General features: G+C 38.5%; 14 protein-coding genes. 2 read left to right on the top strand and 12 right to left on the bottom strand.

All coding sequences use genetic code 11. From position 1 onward, the window contains the following. Nucleotides 1–4: 4 nt before the first annotated feature. The 5 genes from dnaG to tig form a co-directional block, all read right to left on the bottom strand. Nucleotides 5–1846, bottom strand: a complete 1842-nt coding sequence (gene dnaG, locus ACQV18_RS01500; protein WP_428892426.1) for a DNA primase — start codon at nucleotides 1844–1846, stop codon at nucleotides 5–7. A 34-nt stretch (nucleotides 1847–1880) separates the two neighbouring features. Continuing rightward, nucleotides 1881–3137 carry an MFS transporter gene (locus ACQV18_RS01495; protein ID WP_428873632.1) on the bottom strand — a complete coding sequence of 419 codons (1257 nt, stop codon included), beginning with the start codon at nucleotides 3135–3137 and terminating at the stop codon, nucleotides 1881–1883. 11 nt (nucleotides 3138–3148) lie between these two features. Beyond that, on the bottom strand, nucleotides 3149–3742 hold the full coding sequence (gene yihA, locus ACQV18_RS01490) for a ribosome biogenesis GTP-binding protein YihA/YsxC (protein WP_428873631.1): 594 nt from the start codon (nucleotides 3740–3742) through the stop codon (nucleotides 3149–3151). Nucleotides 3743–3758: 16 nt separating this feature from the next. After that, nucleotides 3759–5003 (bottom strand): ATP-dependent Clp protease ATP-binding subunit ClpX, encoded by a 1245-nt coding sequence (gene clpX / locus ACQV18_RS01485; protein WP_428892425.1) that lies wholly within the window; start codon nucleotides 5001–5003, stop codon nucleotides 3759–3761. A 113-nt stretch (nucleotides 5004–5116) separates the two neighbouring features. Further along, nucleotides 5117–6397: a trigger factor gene (gene tig, locus ACQV18_RS01480; RefSeq protein ID WP_428884808.1), complete on the bottom strand. Its 1281-nt coding sequence runs from the start codon at nucleotides 6395–6397 to the stop codon at nucleotides 5117–5119. Nucleotides 6398–6607: 210 nt separating this feature from the next. Between tig and recU the strand changes: the two genes are divergently transcribed. Both recU and ACQV18_RS01470 read left to right on the top strand, forming a co-directional pair. After that, nucleotides 6608–7210, top strand: coding sequence for a Holliday junction resolvase RecU (recU, locus tag ACQV18_RS01475; RefSeq protein ID WP_428892424.1), 603 nt, complete (start codon nucleotides 6608–6610; stop codon nucleotides 7208–7210). A 29-nt stretch (nucleotides 7211–7239) separates the two neighbouring features. Next, on the top strand, nucleotides 7240–9711 hold the full coding sequence (locus ACQV18_RS01470; protein WP_428884809.1) for a transglycosylase domain-containing protein: 2472 nt from the start codon (nucleotides 7240–7242) through the stop codon (nucleotides 9709–9711). Between the two features lie 117 nt (nucleotides 9712–9828). Here the strand turns inward: ACQV18_RS01470 and ACQV18_RS01465 are convergent, their stop codons facing one another. From ACQV18_RS01465 to ACQV18_RS01435, 7 genes are read right to left on the bottom strand one after another with little or no spacing between them, the layout of a single operon-like run. Further along, nucleotides 9829–10557, bottom strand: coding sequence for a DnaD domain-containing protein (locus ACQV18_RS01465; protein ID WP_428875889.1), 729 nt, complete (start codon nucleotides 10555–10557; stop codon nucleotides 9829–9831). Between the two features lie 19 nt (nucleotides 10558–10576). Beyond that, nucleotides 10577–11875: an asparagine--tRNA ligase gene (gene asnS, locus ACQV18_RS01460; protein ID WP_428874784.1), complete on the bottom strand. Its 1299-nt coding sequence runs from the start codon at nucleotides 11873–11875 to the stop codon at nucleotides 10577–10579. A 14-nt stretch (nucleotides 11876–11889) separates the two neighbouring features. Further along, the gene (locus tag ACQV18_RS01455; protein ID WP_428873705.1) at nucleotides 11890–12366 is read right to left on the bottom strand and encodes a hypothetical protein; all 477 of its coding nucleotides are present in this window, start codon (nucleotides 12364–12366) and stop codon (nucleotides 11890–11892) included. Between the two features lie 36 nt (nucleotides 12367–12402). Further along, nucleotides 12403–14937 carry a 3'-5' exonuclease gene (locus tag ACQV18_RS01450; RefSeq protein WP_428892423.1) on the bottom strand — a complete coding sequence of 845 codons (2535 nt, stop codon included), beginning with the start codon at nucleotides 14935–14937 and terminating at the stop codon, nucleotides 12403–12405. A gap of 26 nt (nucleotides 14938–14963) precedes the next feature. Next, nucleotides 14964–16178 (bottom strand): CCA tRNA nucleotidyltransferase, encoded by a 1215-nt coding sequence (locus tag ACQV18_RS01445; RefSeq protein WP_428892422.1) that lies wholly within the window; start codon nucleotides 16176–16178, stop codon nucleotides 14964–14966. Nucleotides 16179–16182: 4 nt separating this feature from the next. Then, nucleotides 16183–16713, bottom strand: coding sequence for a YpiB family protein (locus ACQV18_RS01440; protein ID WP_428873708.1), 531 nt, complete (start codon nucleotides 16711–16713; stop codon nucleotides 16183–16185). Nucleotides 16714–16746: 33 nt separating this feature from the next. Beyond that, complete coding sequence (locus ACQV18_RS01435; RefSeq protein WP_428892421.1) at nucleotides 16747–17943, bottom strand: tetratricopeptide repeat protein; 1197 nt, start codon at nucleotides 17941–17943, stop codon at nucleotides 16747–16749. Nucleotides 17944–18091 lie beyond the last annotated feature (148 nt).

Here is an 18091-nt window from a genome sequence, read left to right as displayed (position 1 = left end):
CCCCCTATTCTTTTGTCTTTAATTTTCTTTGCAACACCATTAAGCGATTAATCACCTCGGTTGCCTTATTGGCTTCTTGCTGTTGGTGATATTGTTTAAATTGGGTCTTTAATTCTTCTATTTCTTGTTCTAAAAAGGCGATTTGGATGGTATTTAAACAGTCGGTCATCGCTTGATCTTGATAACCAATCGGTTCAAAATCCCACATTACATTCGTTAAAAGACTATTGACTTGAACCTCTTCAATATTACCAACTATTCCTGTTAAAGGCAATTTGTTGCCTTGATAATAGTAATCCGTCAAGGCTAGAAAGGCCTTTTGTGAAAAGTCATGGTAGAGAAATGGCAGCTCATTTAATTTTTCTAAATAATTCCAAGCCTCTTGATAGTACATTAAAAAGCCTAACCATAATTTTTCACTTTGAAAGGCTTTAAAAGAATCTACTTTTAAGGCCTGCTGATCACTTTGTAATTGCGGAGGTGGTTGATGATGGTTGATAGCTGGTTGCTTTTTAGCAGTCTTTCTTTGACCTCCACTCAAGCGCAACATTCGCTCTTGCAAGAAGCTTTCTGCTATTTGAAATTCTTCAGCAAGCTCCACCAGATACAATTGTTTCTCGACGGGTGATTGGATTTTGTTTAAATCAACTAATAAACGGTCGATATATTCCGCCACAGCAGCTTTATCATCCATTTGAAAGAATTGCTTGTGATAATTTTTGAAAAAATTAAAGGAAGTTTGTGCTTGGTTTAAAAGTGTTTGGAAGGATTCTTTTCCCCTGGCTTTCAACCACTCATCAGGGTCCATCCCTCTAGGTAAAAGGATTGATTTAAATTGGGCTTTGGGAAAATCTTTTCCCAATTCAAAGGCTTTAGCTGTAGCTTTTTGCCCTGCTTCATCGCCATCAAATACAAAGAGAATTTCATTGGCTAATTTGGTCAAATAAGACAAGTGATCATGGGTCAAGCTAGTCCCCATGGTAGCTACTGCCTGTTCGAATCCTGCTTCGTAAAGTGCAATCACATCCATAAAACCTTCACAAACTATAATTTGTTTTAACTTGCGAATGGCTGGTCGTGCCAAATCAAGATTATAAACCAGCTGACTCTTATGAAAAATAGTGGTTTCAGGCGAGTTAACATACTTACTCTTGCGAGAGTCCCCTGCTTGATAGAGGCGTCCAGAAAAGGCTAAAACCTTTCCTTGATTCGATCTCAAAGGGAAGATAATCCGTCCACGAAAGCGGTCGATAATGGCTGGACTATTTTCAGCTTGGTAAAAAATACCCGAAGTCAGTAATTCTTCTTCAGTGAAAGACTGATCCTTTAAATAAGTCCATAAGAGCTCAGAATTATCAGGCGCTAACCCTAAAGCAAAGGCATCAATCGTTTCCTTCTTTAAGCCACGATCGCTTAAATAAGCATAAGCTTGATTACCATTTTCTGTAGCAGTTAAAAAGTAATGATAGAATTGACTAGCTTTTTCATAGATCGCATACAATTGTTTATCTTGATGAGGAATTGGACTATAATCATCTTCAGCTAATAAACTTGAATCCAAAGGGTAGTCTGCAAACTCTGCCACCTTAATAACCGCTTGTTTAAAGGGTAGCGATTCAATTTCCTGGATAAAACCAAAGACATTGCCCGCTCTACCACAAGAGAAGCATTTGAAGATTTGCTTTTCGGTATGAATGGAAAAGGATGGGTTATTGTCTTCATGAAAAGGGCAAGAGGCAGAGTAGCCTGGACCCCTTTTAGTCAGTTGCACATATTGACTGACAACGTCTTCGATTTTAACCGACTGCCTGATAGCATCAATCACCTCATTCGGTATATAGGCCATGGCCTGCCTCCTCTAATAAAATTTCAAGCTTGTTTTAAACAGCTTTAGTAATTGGCTTTTTAGCTTTCCACAGTAGGAAGGCACCCATCATAAATTGAATCACAATTACAAACAAGCCTTTGAGCGAATCACCCGTTAGTTGGGTAATAATTCCCAGAATGGTGGTACCTAAAACTGATGAAAATTTACCGAAAATATTATAAATACCAAAAAGCTGGTTGTTTTTCTCCAGTGGAATAATAGAACCAAAATAAGAACGACTAAGAGATTGAATCCCACCTTGAGCTGAACCTACTAAGATAGCGATGATCATAAAATCCACAAAAGAGGATAAGGATAGGGCCATTAAACAAATTAGAATGTAGGTCCCAATACCTGTAAAAAGCATAGTGCGCCTTCCCCAGCGTTTGGCTAAGATGCCATAAATAATCGAGCACGGAAAGGCAACGATTTGAACCACTAACAACATCAATATTAACTGAGTAGCTGTTAAACCCTGGTCACTTCCGATGGAGGTAGCCATTTTGATAATCGTTCCTACCCCGTCTATGTAGAAGAAATAGCCGATTAAGAAATAAACAATCACCTTGTCTTTGGTTAGTTCCGTTAGAGTTTCTTTGAGAGAAGCTAAAGTTGAAGCGATAATATGGGGCTGCTTTGGTTGGTCCATATAGACCTGGTCGACATTTTTCCAATAAGGAATGGTAAAAACAAACCACCAAACAGCCGTTAAAAGAAAACCGATATTAACCACTACACCCTCTTTTAACCCACCTGAAAATTGTAAAAGCATAAAAATTAAGAAAGGAATCACACTTCCGATATAACCAAAACCAAAACCGGCTGAGGACACTAAGTCCAAACGGTCGCGACTGGTGACATCCATCAAGGAAGCATCATAAAAAATATTAGCAGTCGAAAAACCGACAGCTGAAAAGCCATAAAGTACCAATAGCCACTGCCAAGAAACTTGACCAATCAAAATCATCGATAGCACTGAGAAAACACCTAAGAGCGTAGCAGTGGTAAATAATTTTTTACGGTAACCAGGAAAATCTGCTAAAGTCCCTAAAAAAGGAGCCATCATAGCGACAGCGATCGTCCCGATAGCATTGGTATAACCAAGATAGGCTGTTGAATTAGCATCAGAGACCCCCGCATTGGTGGCAATACTCTTATAAAATATAGGGAATAAAGCGGTGGTGATCATTAAAGAATAGGCAGAATTGGCCCAGTCTTGTAGAATCCAAGAAAATTCCTTCTTGGTATAAGTAGAACATAGCTTTTTCACTTTATTGACTCCTATTCATCCATTAATAAACTTTCAAACAAGTCTAAAATATCTTCGCGACCTTCTCCGGTTACCGATGAAAAAGTGAAAAGCGCATCGGTTGTTGGTAAATTTAAACTTTTCTTATAGAGGGATAAATGTTTATTCCATTGGCTTTTTTTGATTTTGTCCGCCTTGGTCAAACAAATGGCAAAAGGAATGTCTAATTCTTCGGCAAATTGATACATTGCTTTGTCTAATTGAGTGGGCTCGTGACGAATATCCATCAAGAGGATTAATAAACGAAGATTTCTTCTTTGCCGTAGAAAATTCAAATTCATCTTGGCCCAATTTTTACGATTTAGCTTGGAGACCCGAGCGTATCCATAACCTGGCACATCCACGACACGAAAAGCAGCGTCGTTTACCGAATAAAAGTTTAAAGTTTGGGTCTTACCAGGCTGTCCAGAGGTCCGGGCCAACTTATTACGTTGGAGGACCTTGTTAATAAAACTGGATTTGCCAACATTTGACCGCCCGGCAAGGGCAATCTCAGGCACTTCATCTTGTGGCGCTTGGGACTCTTGAACAGCTGAAATTACAAATTTTGCTTCTTTAATGTGCATTCGTCTACCCCATTTTTTATTTGCTTATCTTGCGATTACTCTTATTATAATAAGTGGCGCGACTTTTGCCCAATACCGTGTCTTTTGTGACCTTGATGCGTGAAACATCTTCTCTTTGTGGTACTTCAAACATAATATCTAACATAGTGTTTTCTAAGATTGACCTTAAACCACGCGCTCCAGTGTCGCGAATAATAGCCTGGTGAGCAATTTCTTCCAAGGCCGCTTCTTCAAACTCTAGTTTGACATCTTCCATTTCTAAAAGACGTTGGTATTGTTTAACCAAAGCGTTCTTAGGTTGGGTTAAGATACTGATTAAATCTTCTTGTGATAATTGATCCAAGACCGTTAAGATGGGCAATCGTCCAATGAATTCGGGAATTAAGCCGAATTTAAGCAAGTCTTCTGAACTGGCTAATTGCATGATATTCTCATCACTATGTTGTCGGTGAGTATCCGTACCAAAACCAATTACTTTAGAGCCTAAACGTTCTTTAATCGTAGTTTCAATGCCAGCAAAGGCTCCACCTACAATAAAGAGAATTTGCGAGGTGTCGATTTGAATATAATCTTGGTTAGGGTGCTTACGCCCTCCCTTAGGTGGGATATTGGCTACCGTTCCTTCTAAAATTTTAAGTAGAGCTTGTTGGACACCTTCACCTGAAACATCACGGGTAATCGAGGTGTTTTCAGATTTTCGTGCAATCTTATCGATTTCATCCACATAAATAATCCCTTTTTGAGCACGTTCAATATCATAATCAGCAGCTTGTACTAATTTCAGTAAGATATTTTCAACGTCTTCCCCCACATAGCCTGCTTCGGTTAGGGTGGTAGCGTCCGCTATGGCAAAAGGAACATTTATAATGCGAGCCAAGCTCTGGGCTAAGTAGGTTTTACCCGAACCGGTCGGACCGATAATACAGATATTAGACTTTTGCAATTCGACATCATCGTCATCAAGGGCTTTAAAGTTGATGCGCTTATAATGATTATAAACTGCCACGGCTAAAGATTTCTTAGCTTGATCTTGGCCAATCACATATTGGTTTAGTTGATCAACAATCTCTTGCGGTTTTAACACTTTAACTGGTTCTTGCTCTTTTTCAAAGCGCATCTCTTCTTGAATGATTGATTGGCATAAATCAACACATTCGTTACAGATGAAAACATCTGGTCCAGCAATAATCTTATCGACTTCATCTTGTGATTTACCACAAAACGAGCAGTAATAATCATTGATATTTGTAGTCTTTCCCATGTTTCCTCCTTTTTGGTCTTACTTACTTAAATAAGACTAAAAAGGGACGCAAAAGTCACTTTAAAATCAGACTGTTGCGATCCCTCTTTTGTTATTTCTTCTATTTTAGTATCCTATTTTTCTTCAACAGAGTCAACAATTAAGCTCATGGCTTTCTTCAAGCGAATATCAGACTTCAACATATCTTCAGTCACATATTGTTTCACTTGATCAGTTGGCATTCCGTATTGACTGGCTAATAATTCAATTTCCTTATTAACTTCTTCTTCATTGACATCAATCTTTTCTTTTGCAACGATTGCTTCTAAGACTAAGTTCGTTTTAGTTCTTAGGTCTGCTTCTTCTGCAAACTGTTCATGGAGATCTTCACGAGTGCTACCAGAAATTTGGTAATAGAGATCTTCGTTAATTCCTTGACGCTTCAAGTTGTTTAAGAAGTGATCCATTTGACGGTGGATTTCTTCGTGAACCATTGCTTCAGGCATTTCGACGATTTCAGCATTTTCAACCGCTTGACGTAATGCTAAATCTTCAATGACCTCTTTAGCTTGCTTTTCTTTTTCTTCTTCTAATTGAACACGTACTTTATTACGCAATTCGTCCAAGCTTTCTACTTCGTCATCTGCATCTTTAGCAAATTCATCATCGAATTCTGGTAATTCTTTTGCTTTTACCTCGTGAACACGCACTTTGAACATAGCGTCTTGACCAGCCAGTTCCTCCGCATGGTATTCTTCAGGAAAAGTAACTTTAACTTCTACATCATCACCAGGTTTAGCACCTACTAGTTGATCTTCAAAGCCAGGAATGAATGAATTGGAACCTAATTCTAAGGAATGGTTTTCACCTTTACCCCCTTCGAATGGTTCCCCGTCGCGGAAACCTTCATAGTCGATTACGACAGTATCGCCTTCAACCGCTGCATCCTCTTTAACAACTAATTCTGCTAATTGTTGACGCTTTTCTTCTAAGCGCTTTTCTACATCTTCATCGCTTACCTGGCGGTCTTGTTTTTCTACTGTTAAGCCCTTGTATTCACCTAATTTAACTTCTGGTTTTAAGGTAACTTTGGCAGTTATAACCCATGGCTTCCCTTTTTCCATTGATTCAATATCAATTTCAGGTTGAGTAACCGCTTCAATCTCTGCTTCTTCCACAGCTTGTTGATAGGCGCCTGGGATTAATTGGTTTAATACTTCTTCATATAATGAAGCTTCACCATAAACATTGTTGAAGATTTGACGTGGTACTTTCCCTTTACGAAATCCAGGTACAGAGATATTTTTACGTACTTTATTGTAAGCTTTATCTAAGCCTTTGTTGATATCTTCTACTGGAATTTCAAATGTTAAAACTCCTTCATTGATAGAGCTTTTTTCAAATTTAGTTGTCATAATTATTCTTCCTCCAAGACTAGTATATAATTTACATACCCATACATTTTAACGAAATTCCTTGCTTTTGTAAACACCAAATCAATATTACCAATAAAGTCTAATAAAATTCATTTTTTGTTGTTAGACTAGGTCTTAGAATAAGTCTGAATTGAAACTAGGTATCTGACTAAAAATTCGCTATAATAAAACTTATTGAGGAGTGAGTCCATGTTTAATTATCCTGCAGGACAAGGTCCGCGTTTTAAATTTAAAAGGAAAGAAATAACATCCAAACAAAAAACACAATACGGTAGTCGAGGGATGTCCTTTGAAGAAATGATCAATCAGAGTAATGCTTATTATTTAAACCGGCAACTGGCGGTCATTCATAAAAAGCCAACACCAGTGCAGATTGTCAAAGTCGATTACCCCAAACGATCAGCCGCCCGTATTACTGAAGCCTATTTTCGTCAGGCCTCTACCACTGACTATAATGGTGTCTATCTGGGCAGGTATATTGACTTTGAGACTAAGGAAACGCGTAACAAGACCTCTTTCCCTTTATCCAATTTACATGACCATCAAATCGAACATATGAAGCTTTGCTTCCAGCAAGGAGGCATCGTCTTTTTGTTGATCTACTTTAGGGTACACGATGCAATCTATCTGATTCCCTATCCCCTGCTTGAAAATTTCTTGCAAAAAAACAAAAAGCAAAGCATCCCTTATAGTTTTATTCAAGCCCATGCTTATGCTTGTCCCCAAGGCAAATTTCCTATTTCAGTCGATTATTTAAGTGCCTTGGATGCCTACTTAGAAGAAGCCAAATAAAAAGTCTCTAATAGAAACGAGGAATAAATATGGTGACAGGAAGTCGCGTAGAAAGAAAAAAATATCATCAACAACATCCCCCTAAGAGATCAAAAACAAATTTCATGACCTGGTTCAAGCGCATTGTCATAATAGGCCTGTCTTTAGGTCTACTTACTTTAATAGCTGGTGCTGGTCTCTTTACTTATTATGCCATGTCAGCCCCTGAGATTGACCAAGACGATTTAACTGGTCAAGTCTCTTCTAAAGTCTTTGATAATAGAGGTAATTTGGTCAAAACCCTAGGTGGTAAGAACCGCGATCTAATGACAGCCGATCAAGTCCCTGAAGTCTTAAAACAAGCGGTCTTAGCCATTGAAGATGCGCGCTTTATGGAACACAAAGGAGTTGACCCTATCCGAATTGTAGGGGCGGCCATAGCCAACCTTAGAGCGGGTGACATTCGCCAAGGTGGTTCTACCATTACTCAACAGTTGGTCAAATTATCGGTTTTTTCCACTAAATTTGAAGATCAAACCTTAGAAAGAAAGGCCCAAGAAGCATGGTTGTCCTTGAAGTTGGAGCAAGAATATTCCAAAGAAGAAATCCTCTCTCTCTATCTCAATAAATTGTTTTATTCTAACAATGTTTATGGGGCTAAAACAGCTGCTCGGTCTTTCTTTGATAAAGACTTAAAAGATCTGACTCTAGCAGAAGCTGCTCTTTTGGCTGGATTACCGCAAGCCCCTACGCAGTATGATCCCTATCTTTATCCTGAAGTCGCCCAAGAGCGTCGGGATACCGTCTTACAGGTCATGCTCAAACGTCAAATGATTAGTCAAGCTCAATATGATGAAGCTGTGGCTATTCCAGTGACTTCCATGCTGTCTCCTTTAAATGATGACACCCTTAGTGAAATGGACTTAATAGTCGATGCCTATATCGATGTCGTCGCTCAAGAAGTTCAAGATAAAATGAACTTAAATGTCTATACGGATGGTCTAGAAATTTACACCAATCTCGATATAGACGCTCAAAAATATCTCTATCAAACGGTTCAAGATGCTAATGGCAATCTCTTCCCTAATGATGAAATGCAAACAGCTGTTTCTATCATCAATGTCGATAATGGACAGCTCACCGCCCTATCCGGTGGACGTAACCAAGAAGTGGCTATGGGACTTAACCGCACAGCCACCCTTAACCGCAGTATCGGTTCCACTATGAAACCGTTAGCCGATTATGGACCAGCGATTGAATACCTCAATTATTCAACTGGCCAAACGGTCGTTGATGAACCTTACACTTATACCTCGGGGGATGAAATTTATAATTATGATAGAGACTACAAGGGAAAACAAACACTTAGAGAAGCCTTAGTAGGTTCACGTAATATTCCGGCCTTGAAACTCTTACAAGAAGTGGGCTTAGACAAGTCTTATTCCTTCCTACAAAAGATGGATATAAATATTAAGAACAATAACCAACGCGAATTAGTCGAATCCAATGCCATTGGGGGTGAAATGACGCCCATTCAATTATCGGCTGCCTATGCGACTATTGCTAATTATGGTAACTATCATAAACCCTATACCGTTAACAAAGTCGTTACTCAAGCAGGAACCATTCAAGAATTTCAAGCGGAAAGTCGTCAAGCTATGAAAGACTCTACTGCTTATATGTTAGTGGATATCTTAAAGGGTGTTCCTGGAACCTTTGCTGAAAAAGCGGGCGTCAATGGTCTCTACCATGCTGGTAAGACCGGAACAACCAACTATTCCGACCAACAAAGAACGGAAATTGGCATTGATCCACAAAGTTTTGCTGCACCCGATGCTTGGTATGCTGGTTTTACTCCGCAATATGCCATTGCCACTTGGGTGGGCTATGATGATCCTTATAAGGCTGGTAATCAATTGAGCTATCAGGATTCACTTATTCCACAGCTGATTTACAGCCAGATGATTCAATATCTGATGCAAGAAGTCCCGATAGCTGATTGGCAAAAACCAGACTCGGTCGAAGTAGCTGAAATTGAAAAATATACCCAGCCACTGCAAAAACCAAGTCCCCAAACACCTGCCAATATGCGGTCAAATGAACTCTTTGTAAAAGGTAGTCAACCGACCCAGATTTCACCTGTTTATAAAGTATTAGCTTCACCAAGTGGTTTCGATGCGGAATACAATGAAGAGACTGAAGAAATTGAAGCCAAGTGGGAACCATTAACCATTCAAGCTAGCTTTGAGTTAAGACTGAATGGTGAAATCGTCTATTCAGGAACAGATACTGAATTTAAAGTTCCAGCACCTGCTCCTGGCTATTATGAATTAGGCTTACGCATTGTCGATGGCCATTCTGCCTCTGATCAATTAATTATTACCTTTGATTTATCTGTCGAAGAAACGACTACTAGTGAAGAAACTACCTTAGAAATTAGCGAAACGACTCTGGCTCCAGATCCTAATCCATCTGATTCAGAAGACAAACTGAATACTGTCGAAAGTATTGGCGGACCTTAGAAATTTAGGCTCCTATTCAAAAGCTTCATCCTCCCTATATAGGAAGATGAAGCTTTTATTTGTACAAAATAAAGCCTAGCTGTTCGATAAATCTCACCGATCAGCTAGGCGGGTTCTTTAGTCCTTGTTATGCCATTTTAAAATGGGTATTTTAAATTTGGATGTTTGATTGGGTTTTTCTGATTGAATACTTTGATTACGGTGGTTGTATTGCTTGCTTGCCACTATAGCCTCATCTACAGTATGAATGTTTTGTTCTTGCCAATTCAGCAGTATGCGGTCAATATACTTTAGATTAAAGACTTGACGAATAGCCGCTTCTTTAAGTGCTTGATAGACTAGATCTGGCTGATAACCATCCTTTTGAATCCATTGGTAGAGCGTTTCTAATTCTACACTTGAAAGTGAACGGCCGAATGCTTCTTCAAAGACTTGAATCAATTGTCCAGCCTTAACTTTCTGGTCAGCTTGAACTTGTTTATTGGACAGAGCTTCTGTCTGACTTGTTTTTTGGTCAGCCACTAATTGATCTAACTTATCAAACAAGGGACGCAAGGTATAATGGTCCGTTTGTTTACCCTCTTCATCTGGTACTAATTCAATATTAAGATAGTTCTTATCTAACAAGGAATTGAGTGTTTCGTAGAGAAGGTCACTCTCCCAAGCAAATTGATTGGATAAGTTTATAATAGTATCTGCAGATTGGGACTGATTAATTTGCTTCAAGAGATAAGTAATAAATAAAAATTCATTTGAATTAAGGCCTAGTTGACCAAAGTGATCAATCAAAAGATTCGGTACCATGGTGTAACCCGTTTTCATCCAATCATAAACTGAGTTTGCCATTGGTCCAACTCCTTACTTTTTATGGGTAGAGACGGTTTAACAAACGTGGGAATGGTGATGTTTCACGGATATGTTCAATACCAGAAATCCAAGCAACAGCTCTTTCAAGACCTAAACCAAAACCAGAACAGGGCACATTACCATATTTTCTTAGATCGAGATACCAGGCATAAACGGCTGGATCTAAATTAAAGGCCTTAATATTCTCTGCTAAAGTCTCATAATCGTCGATCCTTTGTGAACCACCAATAATCTCGCCATAACCTTCTGGCGCTATCATATCGGCACATAAAACGGTTTCTGGGTTGTCAGGATTGACTTTCATATAGAAAGGTTTGATAGAGCGTGGCCAGTTGACAATGAAGACTGGTTGTTCATGTTGGTTAGCAATAAAAGTCTCGTGTGGTGAACCGAAATCATCGCCCCACTCAATATCATCAAAACCATTATCTTTTAATAATTGAACGGCCTCAGTGTATTCAATACGTGGATAAGGAACTTGAGTATACTTTTCAAGCACATCAATATCACGCCCTAGTGTTTCCAAGGCCATGCTGCAGTTGTCAATCGTATTACGTACCAAGTAAGCCACATATTCTTCTTGGACTTTTAAGCTTTGTTCGTGGTCGGTAAAGGCCATTTCAGGCTCCATCATCCAGAACTCAATCAAGTGACGGCGAGTTTTAGATTTTTCCGCTCTAAAAGTTGGTCCGAATGAGAAGACTTTACCAAAGGACATAGCGGCTGCTTCCATATATAATTGACCAGATTGAGAAAGATAAGCATCTTCTTCAAAATACTTAGTGTGGAACAGTTCGGTGGTTCCTTCCGGTGCTGACCCAGTTAGAACGGGTGGGTCAATCTTAATGAAGCCACGGTCATTATAGAATTCATAAGTTGCACGGATAATTTCGTTACGAATTTGCATAATGGCATGCTGGCGACTAGAACGCAACCATAAATGACGGTGATCCATTAAAAAGTCTGTCCCGTGTTCTTTAGGTGTAATTGGATAGTCATGACTTTCGCCGATCACTTCCACTGAATGAACTAAAAGTTCATAGCCTAAAGCAGAACGGTCGTCAGCTTGAACAGTTCCGATTAGTTTTAGACTTGATTCCTGCCCCAAGCTCTTAACAGTATCAAATACTTCATCTCCCACTTCAGCTTTTAAGACGATTCCTTGGAAGTAAGTCTTGCCGTCACGTAGTTGTAAAAAGGCAATTTTACCGGAAGAGCGTTTGTTTGTTAACCAAGCGTTAATTTGTACTTTTTGGTTTAAGTGTGATGCCGCTTGGTTCATTGTGATAGTTTCCATTTTTTTCCTCCTACTTATATGTTTGATATGGTTTGAATCCACTTGCCGGTCTTGGCAGAGAGTAGAAAATAAGTGATGGTGTTGTTGTCATTCTTTAAAGTCATTTCCCAGACAGGTTCCGATTGATAAAGACCTAAGCGAGCTTGCATAATCTTTGGCTCTTCAATTTGGCTAGCTGTCACGGATTTTGCTTCTTCTTCAGTAAATAATTCGTTCACTGAATAGTAATGAATGTCTCCACCTTCTCGTTCAATAATAGCATAGTGTTGCTGATTATTCTCGTCAAAAAAATCAAGAGCAAAGGTTGCTTGATCAATGGTGGTCCAATAAAAATTATTAACCTTTTCTACCGCATAATCATATGTCACTAAAGCGATTGCTTCTTCTTGAGCCAAGTTATAAGCTGTCTGACTTTTCATAAAAACAGCTAATAAGGCTATCATGATTGACAAGGTGATGAATGTCAAGATTGAAACTGTCCGTTTACTCATAAGTTTCTATGCTTCCCCTCTAAAATATTCTATTCCTTATTGTAAATTAAATTCTACCAGATGTTCAAGCTTCTGTCTGATTTCTTTAGAATAATATTTGGTAAAGACACGATCGTCTAACAAACAGAAATTTTGACAGTTAAAGTGGCGGTCTAAATAGTCGAAAGCAATGGCAAAATCGACTAGCATTCGATCGATTAATAAGTGATCAAAGATTAGTTCGAACGGCAGATTCAAGTGGTCTGCTAATGCTAAAATATAAGCATCTTCTAACGATCTAAAAGGTAAGCGTAGCCAGAATATATGGCAAGGTCGCTTATCTAACAGCCAGTTTTCATTTAAGAGCGACTGCCATTGAATGACTAAAATGGTATCACAATCATCCATAGCCAACCGTCTGATTTTATTTAAGGATCCAGATACATGTTGACCCAACAATCGAACTTGTTCTTGATCTTTTAACTTGCCTTTTATTTGGCGATAAACATCAATAGCTTGCTGGCGATTGTTTACAATAATCAGACTTAAGGGTGGCAGCTGATCAGCTTCAATGCTTTCAAGCAAGTTTTCACCGATTAAGCGACCTTGCTCTTGATTTCTTTGAGAATCTTGACTTTTTTTAGCAATCCAATCGAATGGTACGTCAATGACTAACTTTTCCATTGGTTGTGGTAATTGCAAGTAGTTGTATAGATCGAGTCCTAACTGATAATAACTCCCGCTATTTAAGCGAAAATGCAGATCCCCTGGACTAAAGAGTAGGACTTGTTGAAAGCTTTCAAAGGCATGTTGATATTCTTGAACTAAACGAATGGGTTTCCATGTCAGTTGGAATTGATAATAACGATCTTCTATTTGGCTGACACGAATAGTTAAATAACCTTCGGACTGACTAATTTTAGCTTGAAAGTTGTCTAAATTATTTAAAAAGGCCTGTAGGTGCAGCATTTTTATCTTAAGATGATGTGGCTTGCTTGCTAAAAGATCTTTTAATGCTTGTTCTTGAAGCAGTGTTTTTAAAGCCTTATGCATTTGCTGTTGAATGCTTAAGATAGCTCGAGTAGTTGACAAGGACACCTTGACTTCTCTGCTGGACTCCCGCTCAACCGCTCGGAAGTGGTGATTTTGAATTTCACTTTCTAAAAGATTCAATACTTGCCGGATTAGATTAATTAAATGATCCATTCTTAAGATTGAAGCTTGAATAGCAGCATGCGTTCGATCCTGATGATATAAGATATCCAAGACTTGTTGGCACAAAATTAAGAGTTGACTATAAGCCAACTGTATTTGGTGGAAAAAGGACAATTGTCTGCTTAATAGACTGAGATTATCACACACTAGGAGCTGCTGTTTACTAAAACTGCCCTCTTGACTCGCTTCTTCCATCAAATAGCTGGTTTGAGTCAGTACGACTGCTTGTTTATCATGATTGGATAAAGCTTTTTGGTAAAAATAGGAGGCTCGATAATTGGGATAAAGCCCATGATTAAAGCGATTAATTTGATCGCTAATCTTCAATTCTTGGTTCATTTCCATCAGTAAGCCTGTTTGGGTCTCTTCTAGCCAGACTAAGGTTGAAGCAATCACTAAAATTTCTTGCTGATTTAATTGAGAAATCACCACTTGATCAAGGTAGCGTTTAAAATGATCTAAATGTAAATATTGACTCGGTCTCAATAAGTAAGAAAAAGGGATTTCTTCTTGCTTGAAGAAAGTAGCCCATTCTTCGAGAGCCGATTGACTAGAAACAGCTAATACCAGCGAAGACTTATTTTTAGCTAAAACTTCAAGCAACCAATATTTTACCACTAGTGGATCAATTGGCCGCCATTGTCCTTCTACTACTAATCGATTTGTAGTCTGCATTTTTTCTAACAACCAATTAATTTGAGCTTTTGCTTTCGTACTTAGAAGATTTTCTTGATCAAATGGTGGTTTTTTATCTAATTGAGTGTCTGCTGCTTGATTGAGTATGAATTGCTGCGGTTGTTGAAAGAAAATAATTTCCTGCTTATCTAAAGCCTGAGCTAAATCCAATAAGAGGGTTTGTGTCTTTTTAGGCAGTTGCATCCACTTGCTAGCCATCGCATTTAATATTTTTGCGGTTATTTTGGCATCTGCTAAAGCTTGATGTGCCTGGTTAAAGGGAATGTCTAAATAGAAGCTTAAATCTGTTAAATTGAATCCTGTGGCCTGAGGGAAGATAATTTTAGCTAACTTGACGGAATCGATGGCCAAAGGGTTAAAATCATAGCCACACGCTTGGAAATGGTGTTGCATAAAGGTCAAGTCATGGTTGAGATTATGCGCTACAAAAAGACAATCTTCTAAACGCTTGAACCATAAGTTTGCAACTGATTCAAAAAGAGGTGCTTGATCAACCTCTTCTTGTGAGATACCGGTTAATTGTTGGATGTTTTGTGGGACCTCACGTTCAGGATTAATCAGCATTTCATATTGACCAATGATTTGACCTTGATCAATAAGAACCGCCCCAATTTGAATAATTCGGTCTCCACTGTCTAGACGTGGTCCGGTTGATTCGAGGTCGACGATGGCATATTTCATGAAGTCCCTCCTCTCTTTTAATATATTTATTGGTCTTTGAGCCAGTCAATAATGGCAGCGGTTTGGTTAGTTAATTCTCCTCTAATAACCTTTGCTTCGATTTGATCGAGCAATTGTCCAATCACCGGCCCACCTTTTACCATTTTAAGTGCTTGCATAATTTGCTTACCATTAATGGCTAGTTCTTGCCGCTTTCTAATAGGTAAATTACTTATTAAAGCTTCTATTTCTTTTTTGGTAACCATTTGATCAGTGATTTCTAAATAAGTATTCATTTGATCAATCACTTCTTGAGCATAGCCATAGACGGTTTCGATGGTGAAGGTCTGCTGGCTAATTTCATGGTCAAGCTTTAAAAAAGCGACTACTTGATCCATTAAACGATTAGATAAGGTCCACTGCTTCATCAAGTGTCTTTGAGTCTTTTCATCATTAATTTCCATTCCCTTTAATAGCAAGGACCAAGTGATAAGTGGACTAAGGCCTGCTTGTCCTGTTGTTTGATTTACCAAGTAAGTCAAACCTTCTACATAATCAAATTGATTGGCTTGAGGGAAAGCTTGGTCTAGCTTAGCCTTTTTAAAGGATGAAATGGTTTGTGTTAAATAAGACCCTGCCATCATCTTTTCTAATTCAATGCGGATGCGTTCAATGGAAATTTTAGACAGATTGCTAGCTAATTGGCACATGGCTTGGAAAGTTTTTTCTTCTAATTGAAAGCCTAACTGAGAGGCAAAACGAATGCCACGCATGATTCTTAAGGCATCTTCTTGAAAACGTTCCAATGGCTCGCCGACAGCCCTCAGCAACTTATCTTTCAAATCTTGATAGCCCCCATGAAAATCATATAAATTGCCCTTGGCGTCTACTGCCATGGCGTTGATCGTGAAATCTCGTCTCAGAGTATCTAACTCAAGATTTCTGACAAATTCTACATGGTCGGGCCTTCGATAATCCGAATAAGTCGATTCGGTACGGAAAGTAGTTATTTCATAAGAGTTTCCTTGATATAAAACCACAATGGTGCCATGTTGGATGCCTACATCAAAGTGTTTGGGAAAGATGGTTTGAATTTCTTGAGGAAAGGCGGAAGTCGCAATGTCAATATCCCCTATTGATTTTTCTAATAGCACATCGCGAATGGCCCCTCCAACAAAATAAGCCTCATAGCCATGAGACTCAATTTTTTTTAATACAGGAATAGACGCTTGAAAAAGCGAATCCTCTAAAGATATTTGCATGCTATCACTCCAAACCGGATTGAAATTGATCAAGCCATTGCTCAATTTGATCGTAATTATTTGTTTCTAACGCACCGTCAATCTTTTCCATGATCATTTGTTTATAAGCTTGGCGACTAATTTGATGTAAGCTTTGATTGACTTGATCTAAAGCCTTCATTTGGATGGGGACAAATGGATTTTCTTTTAAAAGACCTCTTTGCATCGCCTCTAGTTGATAATCGGCTAAATCAAACTCTATGTAAAAGCTTTGACCCTTTTTAAGTGAGTTCAACCGGAAATCGTGAAAGGCTTGATCAATCTGATGGTAGATATAATCTTCTTTATAATAGACCAAGGGGGGCTCTTGCAAGGGGGGATAGGATATCTTTATTCCTCTTGGAGCATAGATGACATCATGCGAAAACTCAACCCATTGCAGCTCACTAGGCCTCATTTGTAAATAGGCTAAAAAGATCATTATCTCGCGATTGGGATGAGGATGGTTGAGAATCATCCAATTTAAAAATAAGTGTTTATCTTGAATATTTTCCATGGTCTTACCTCCCTCATGAGTTTTTAAGATTGACTAGAGATTGGACAATTGCTGGATCATGTCAGGTAAATCTTTAGCAAGAACTTGTTGATCCCATGCTAGATCTAAATAAGCCTTAGCTTGCTCTTTTTGTCCTTGATGAAATAAGATTTTGCCTTTTAAATAGGCCAAGAGTGACTCGTCAATGGCTTGTAAATCAAATTTTTCCATAAACAAGTTTGCCTGTTGATAGTCTTTTTGATCAAGATAATAAGCCACATAGGCCGAGAGAACTAAGAATTGATCCTCAGCATTATCCAATAAAGGGTAGTAATCCTCCAATAATTGAATGAGCTTGGCTGTAAAGACTCCCATTCGATCAGCCAAACGCAGGCAATCCATAACCACTCCATCATATGGAGGTAGGCTTTTTAATAGTTGATCTAACTGATTGGCAAATCGGCTAGTTTCTTGTAGATAGGTTAAATTTTCTAATTGTAAGAGTCTTAATTCAAAATGGTCGGGATCGATTTGAAGGCCTAACTCGCAGAAATGATTTGATCGATTGAAATTATTAATTTGGGCATAAAAATGCGCCAATAAATAACATTCATCAGCTGTTTCAATCGTCAAATCTTCATTATCTTGATCAAATAATGCACTGATTTTTTCAGTGTCGATTCTCTCACTACTTAAATAAAGGGCTAAGAGATCTGTTCGCCATTGGCGCCTTAAAGAATCATCCTCTGAGATAAAATATTCCATTAAGGTCTCAAGATAGTAGATTGCTTTTTCATTAATAGCCTGCATGCGATAGAATTCACTCATTTGATGATAAGCTCGATAATCTCTTGGATGGTCGTTAATGATAGCTTGTAATTCTTTGCGCGCTTCATTTAAATGTCCTAGCTTAAGATTGACATCCGCTAGCAATAAGCGACCTTCTAGGTCCAAGTCTTGCTTATCGACTTTATCCAACCATTGATAAGCCCTGTCATATTGACTAACTGCGGAATAACTATACCCTAAAAGAAAAGCTAACACTGAGGACGGAAATTTTTGATAAAGAGCTTCATAAGCTTGAATCTGCAGATGTCGGTAGCCTGATTGACCCCAAAAAGCCATTCGGTCTAATATTTGCGCTAAAAAAGCTTCATCCATTCCATCCATTCTTTTTAAATGGCGTTTAAAGAGCTTATATTGCTCCTCAATCTGATTAGTAGACTCCATTAAGCTGAAAAAATTATCCATTTTGGTTCCCTCCATGTCTAGCCTATTATACCATGCTAGACAAAGACAACCAAATAGATCATCCCTTTGAATCTATTTTCATATTACTATTAGAGGATAAAGACTGCTAAATAAAAAAGTGATGAAAGCCAGAAACTTTCATCACCAA

The organism is Facklamia sp. P9177 (genome assembly GCF_050409585.1).
Lineage (GTDB): Bacteria > Bacillota > Bacilli > Lactobacillales > Aerococcaceae > Facklamia.
The sequence above is the reverse complement of the archived record's forward strand: the minus strand, read 5'-3'. Positions and strand labels throughout refer to the sequence as shown.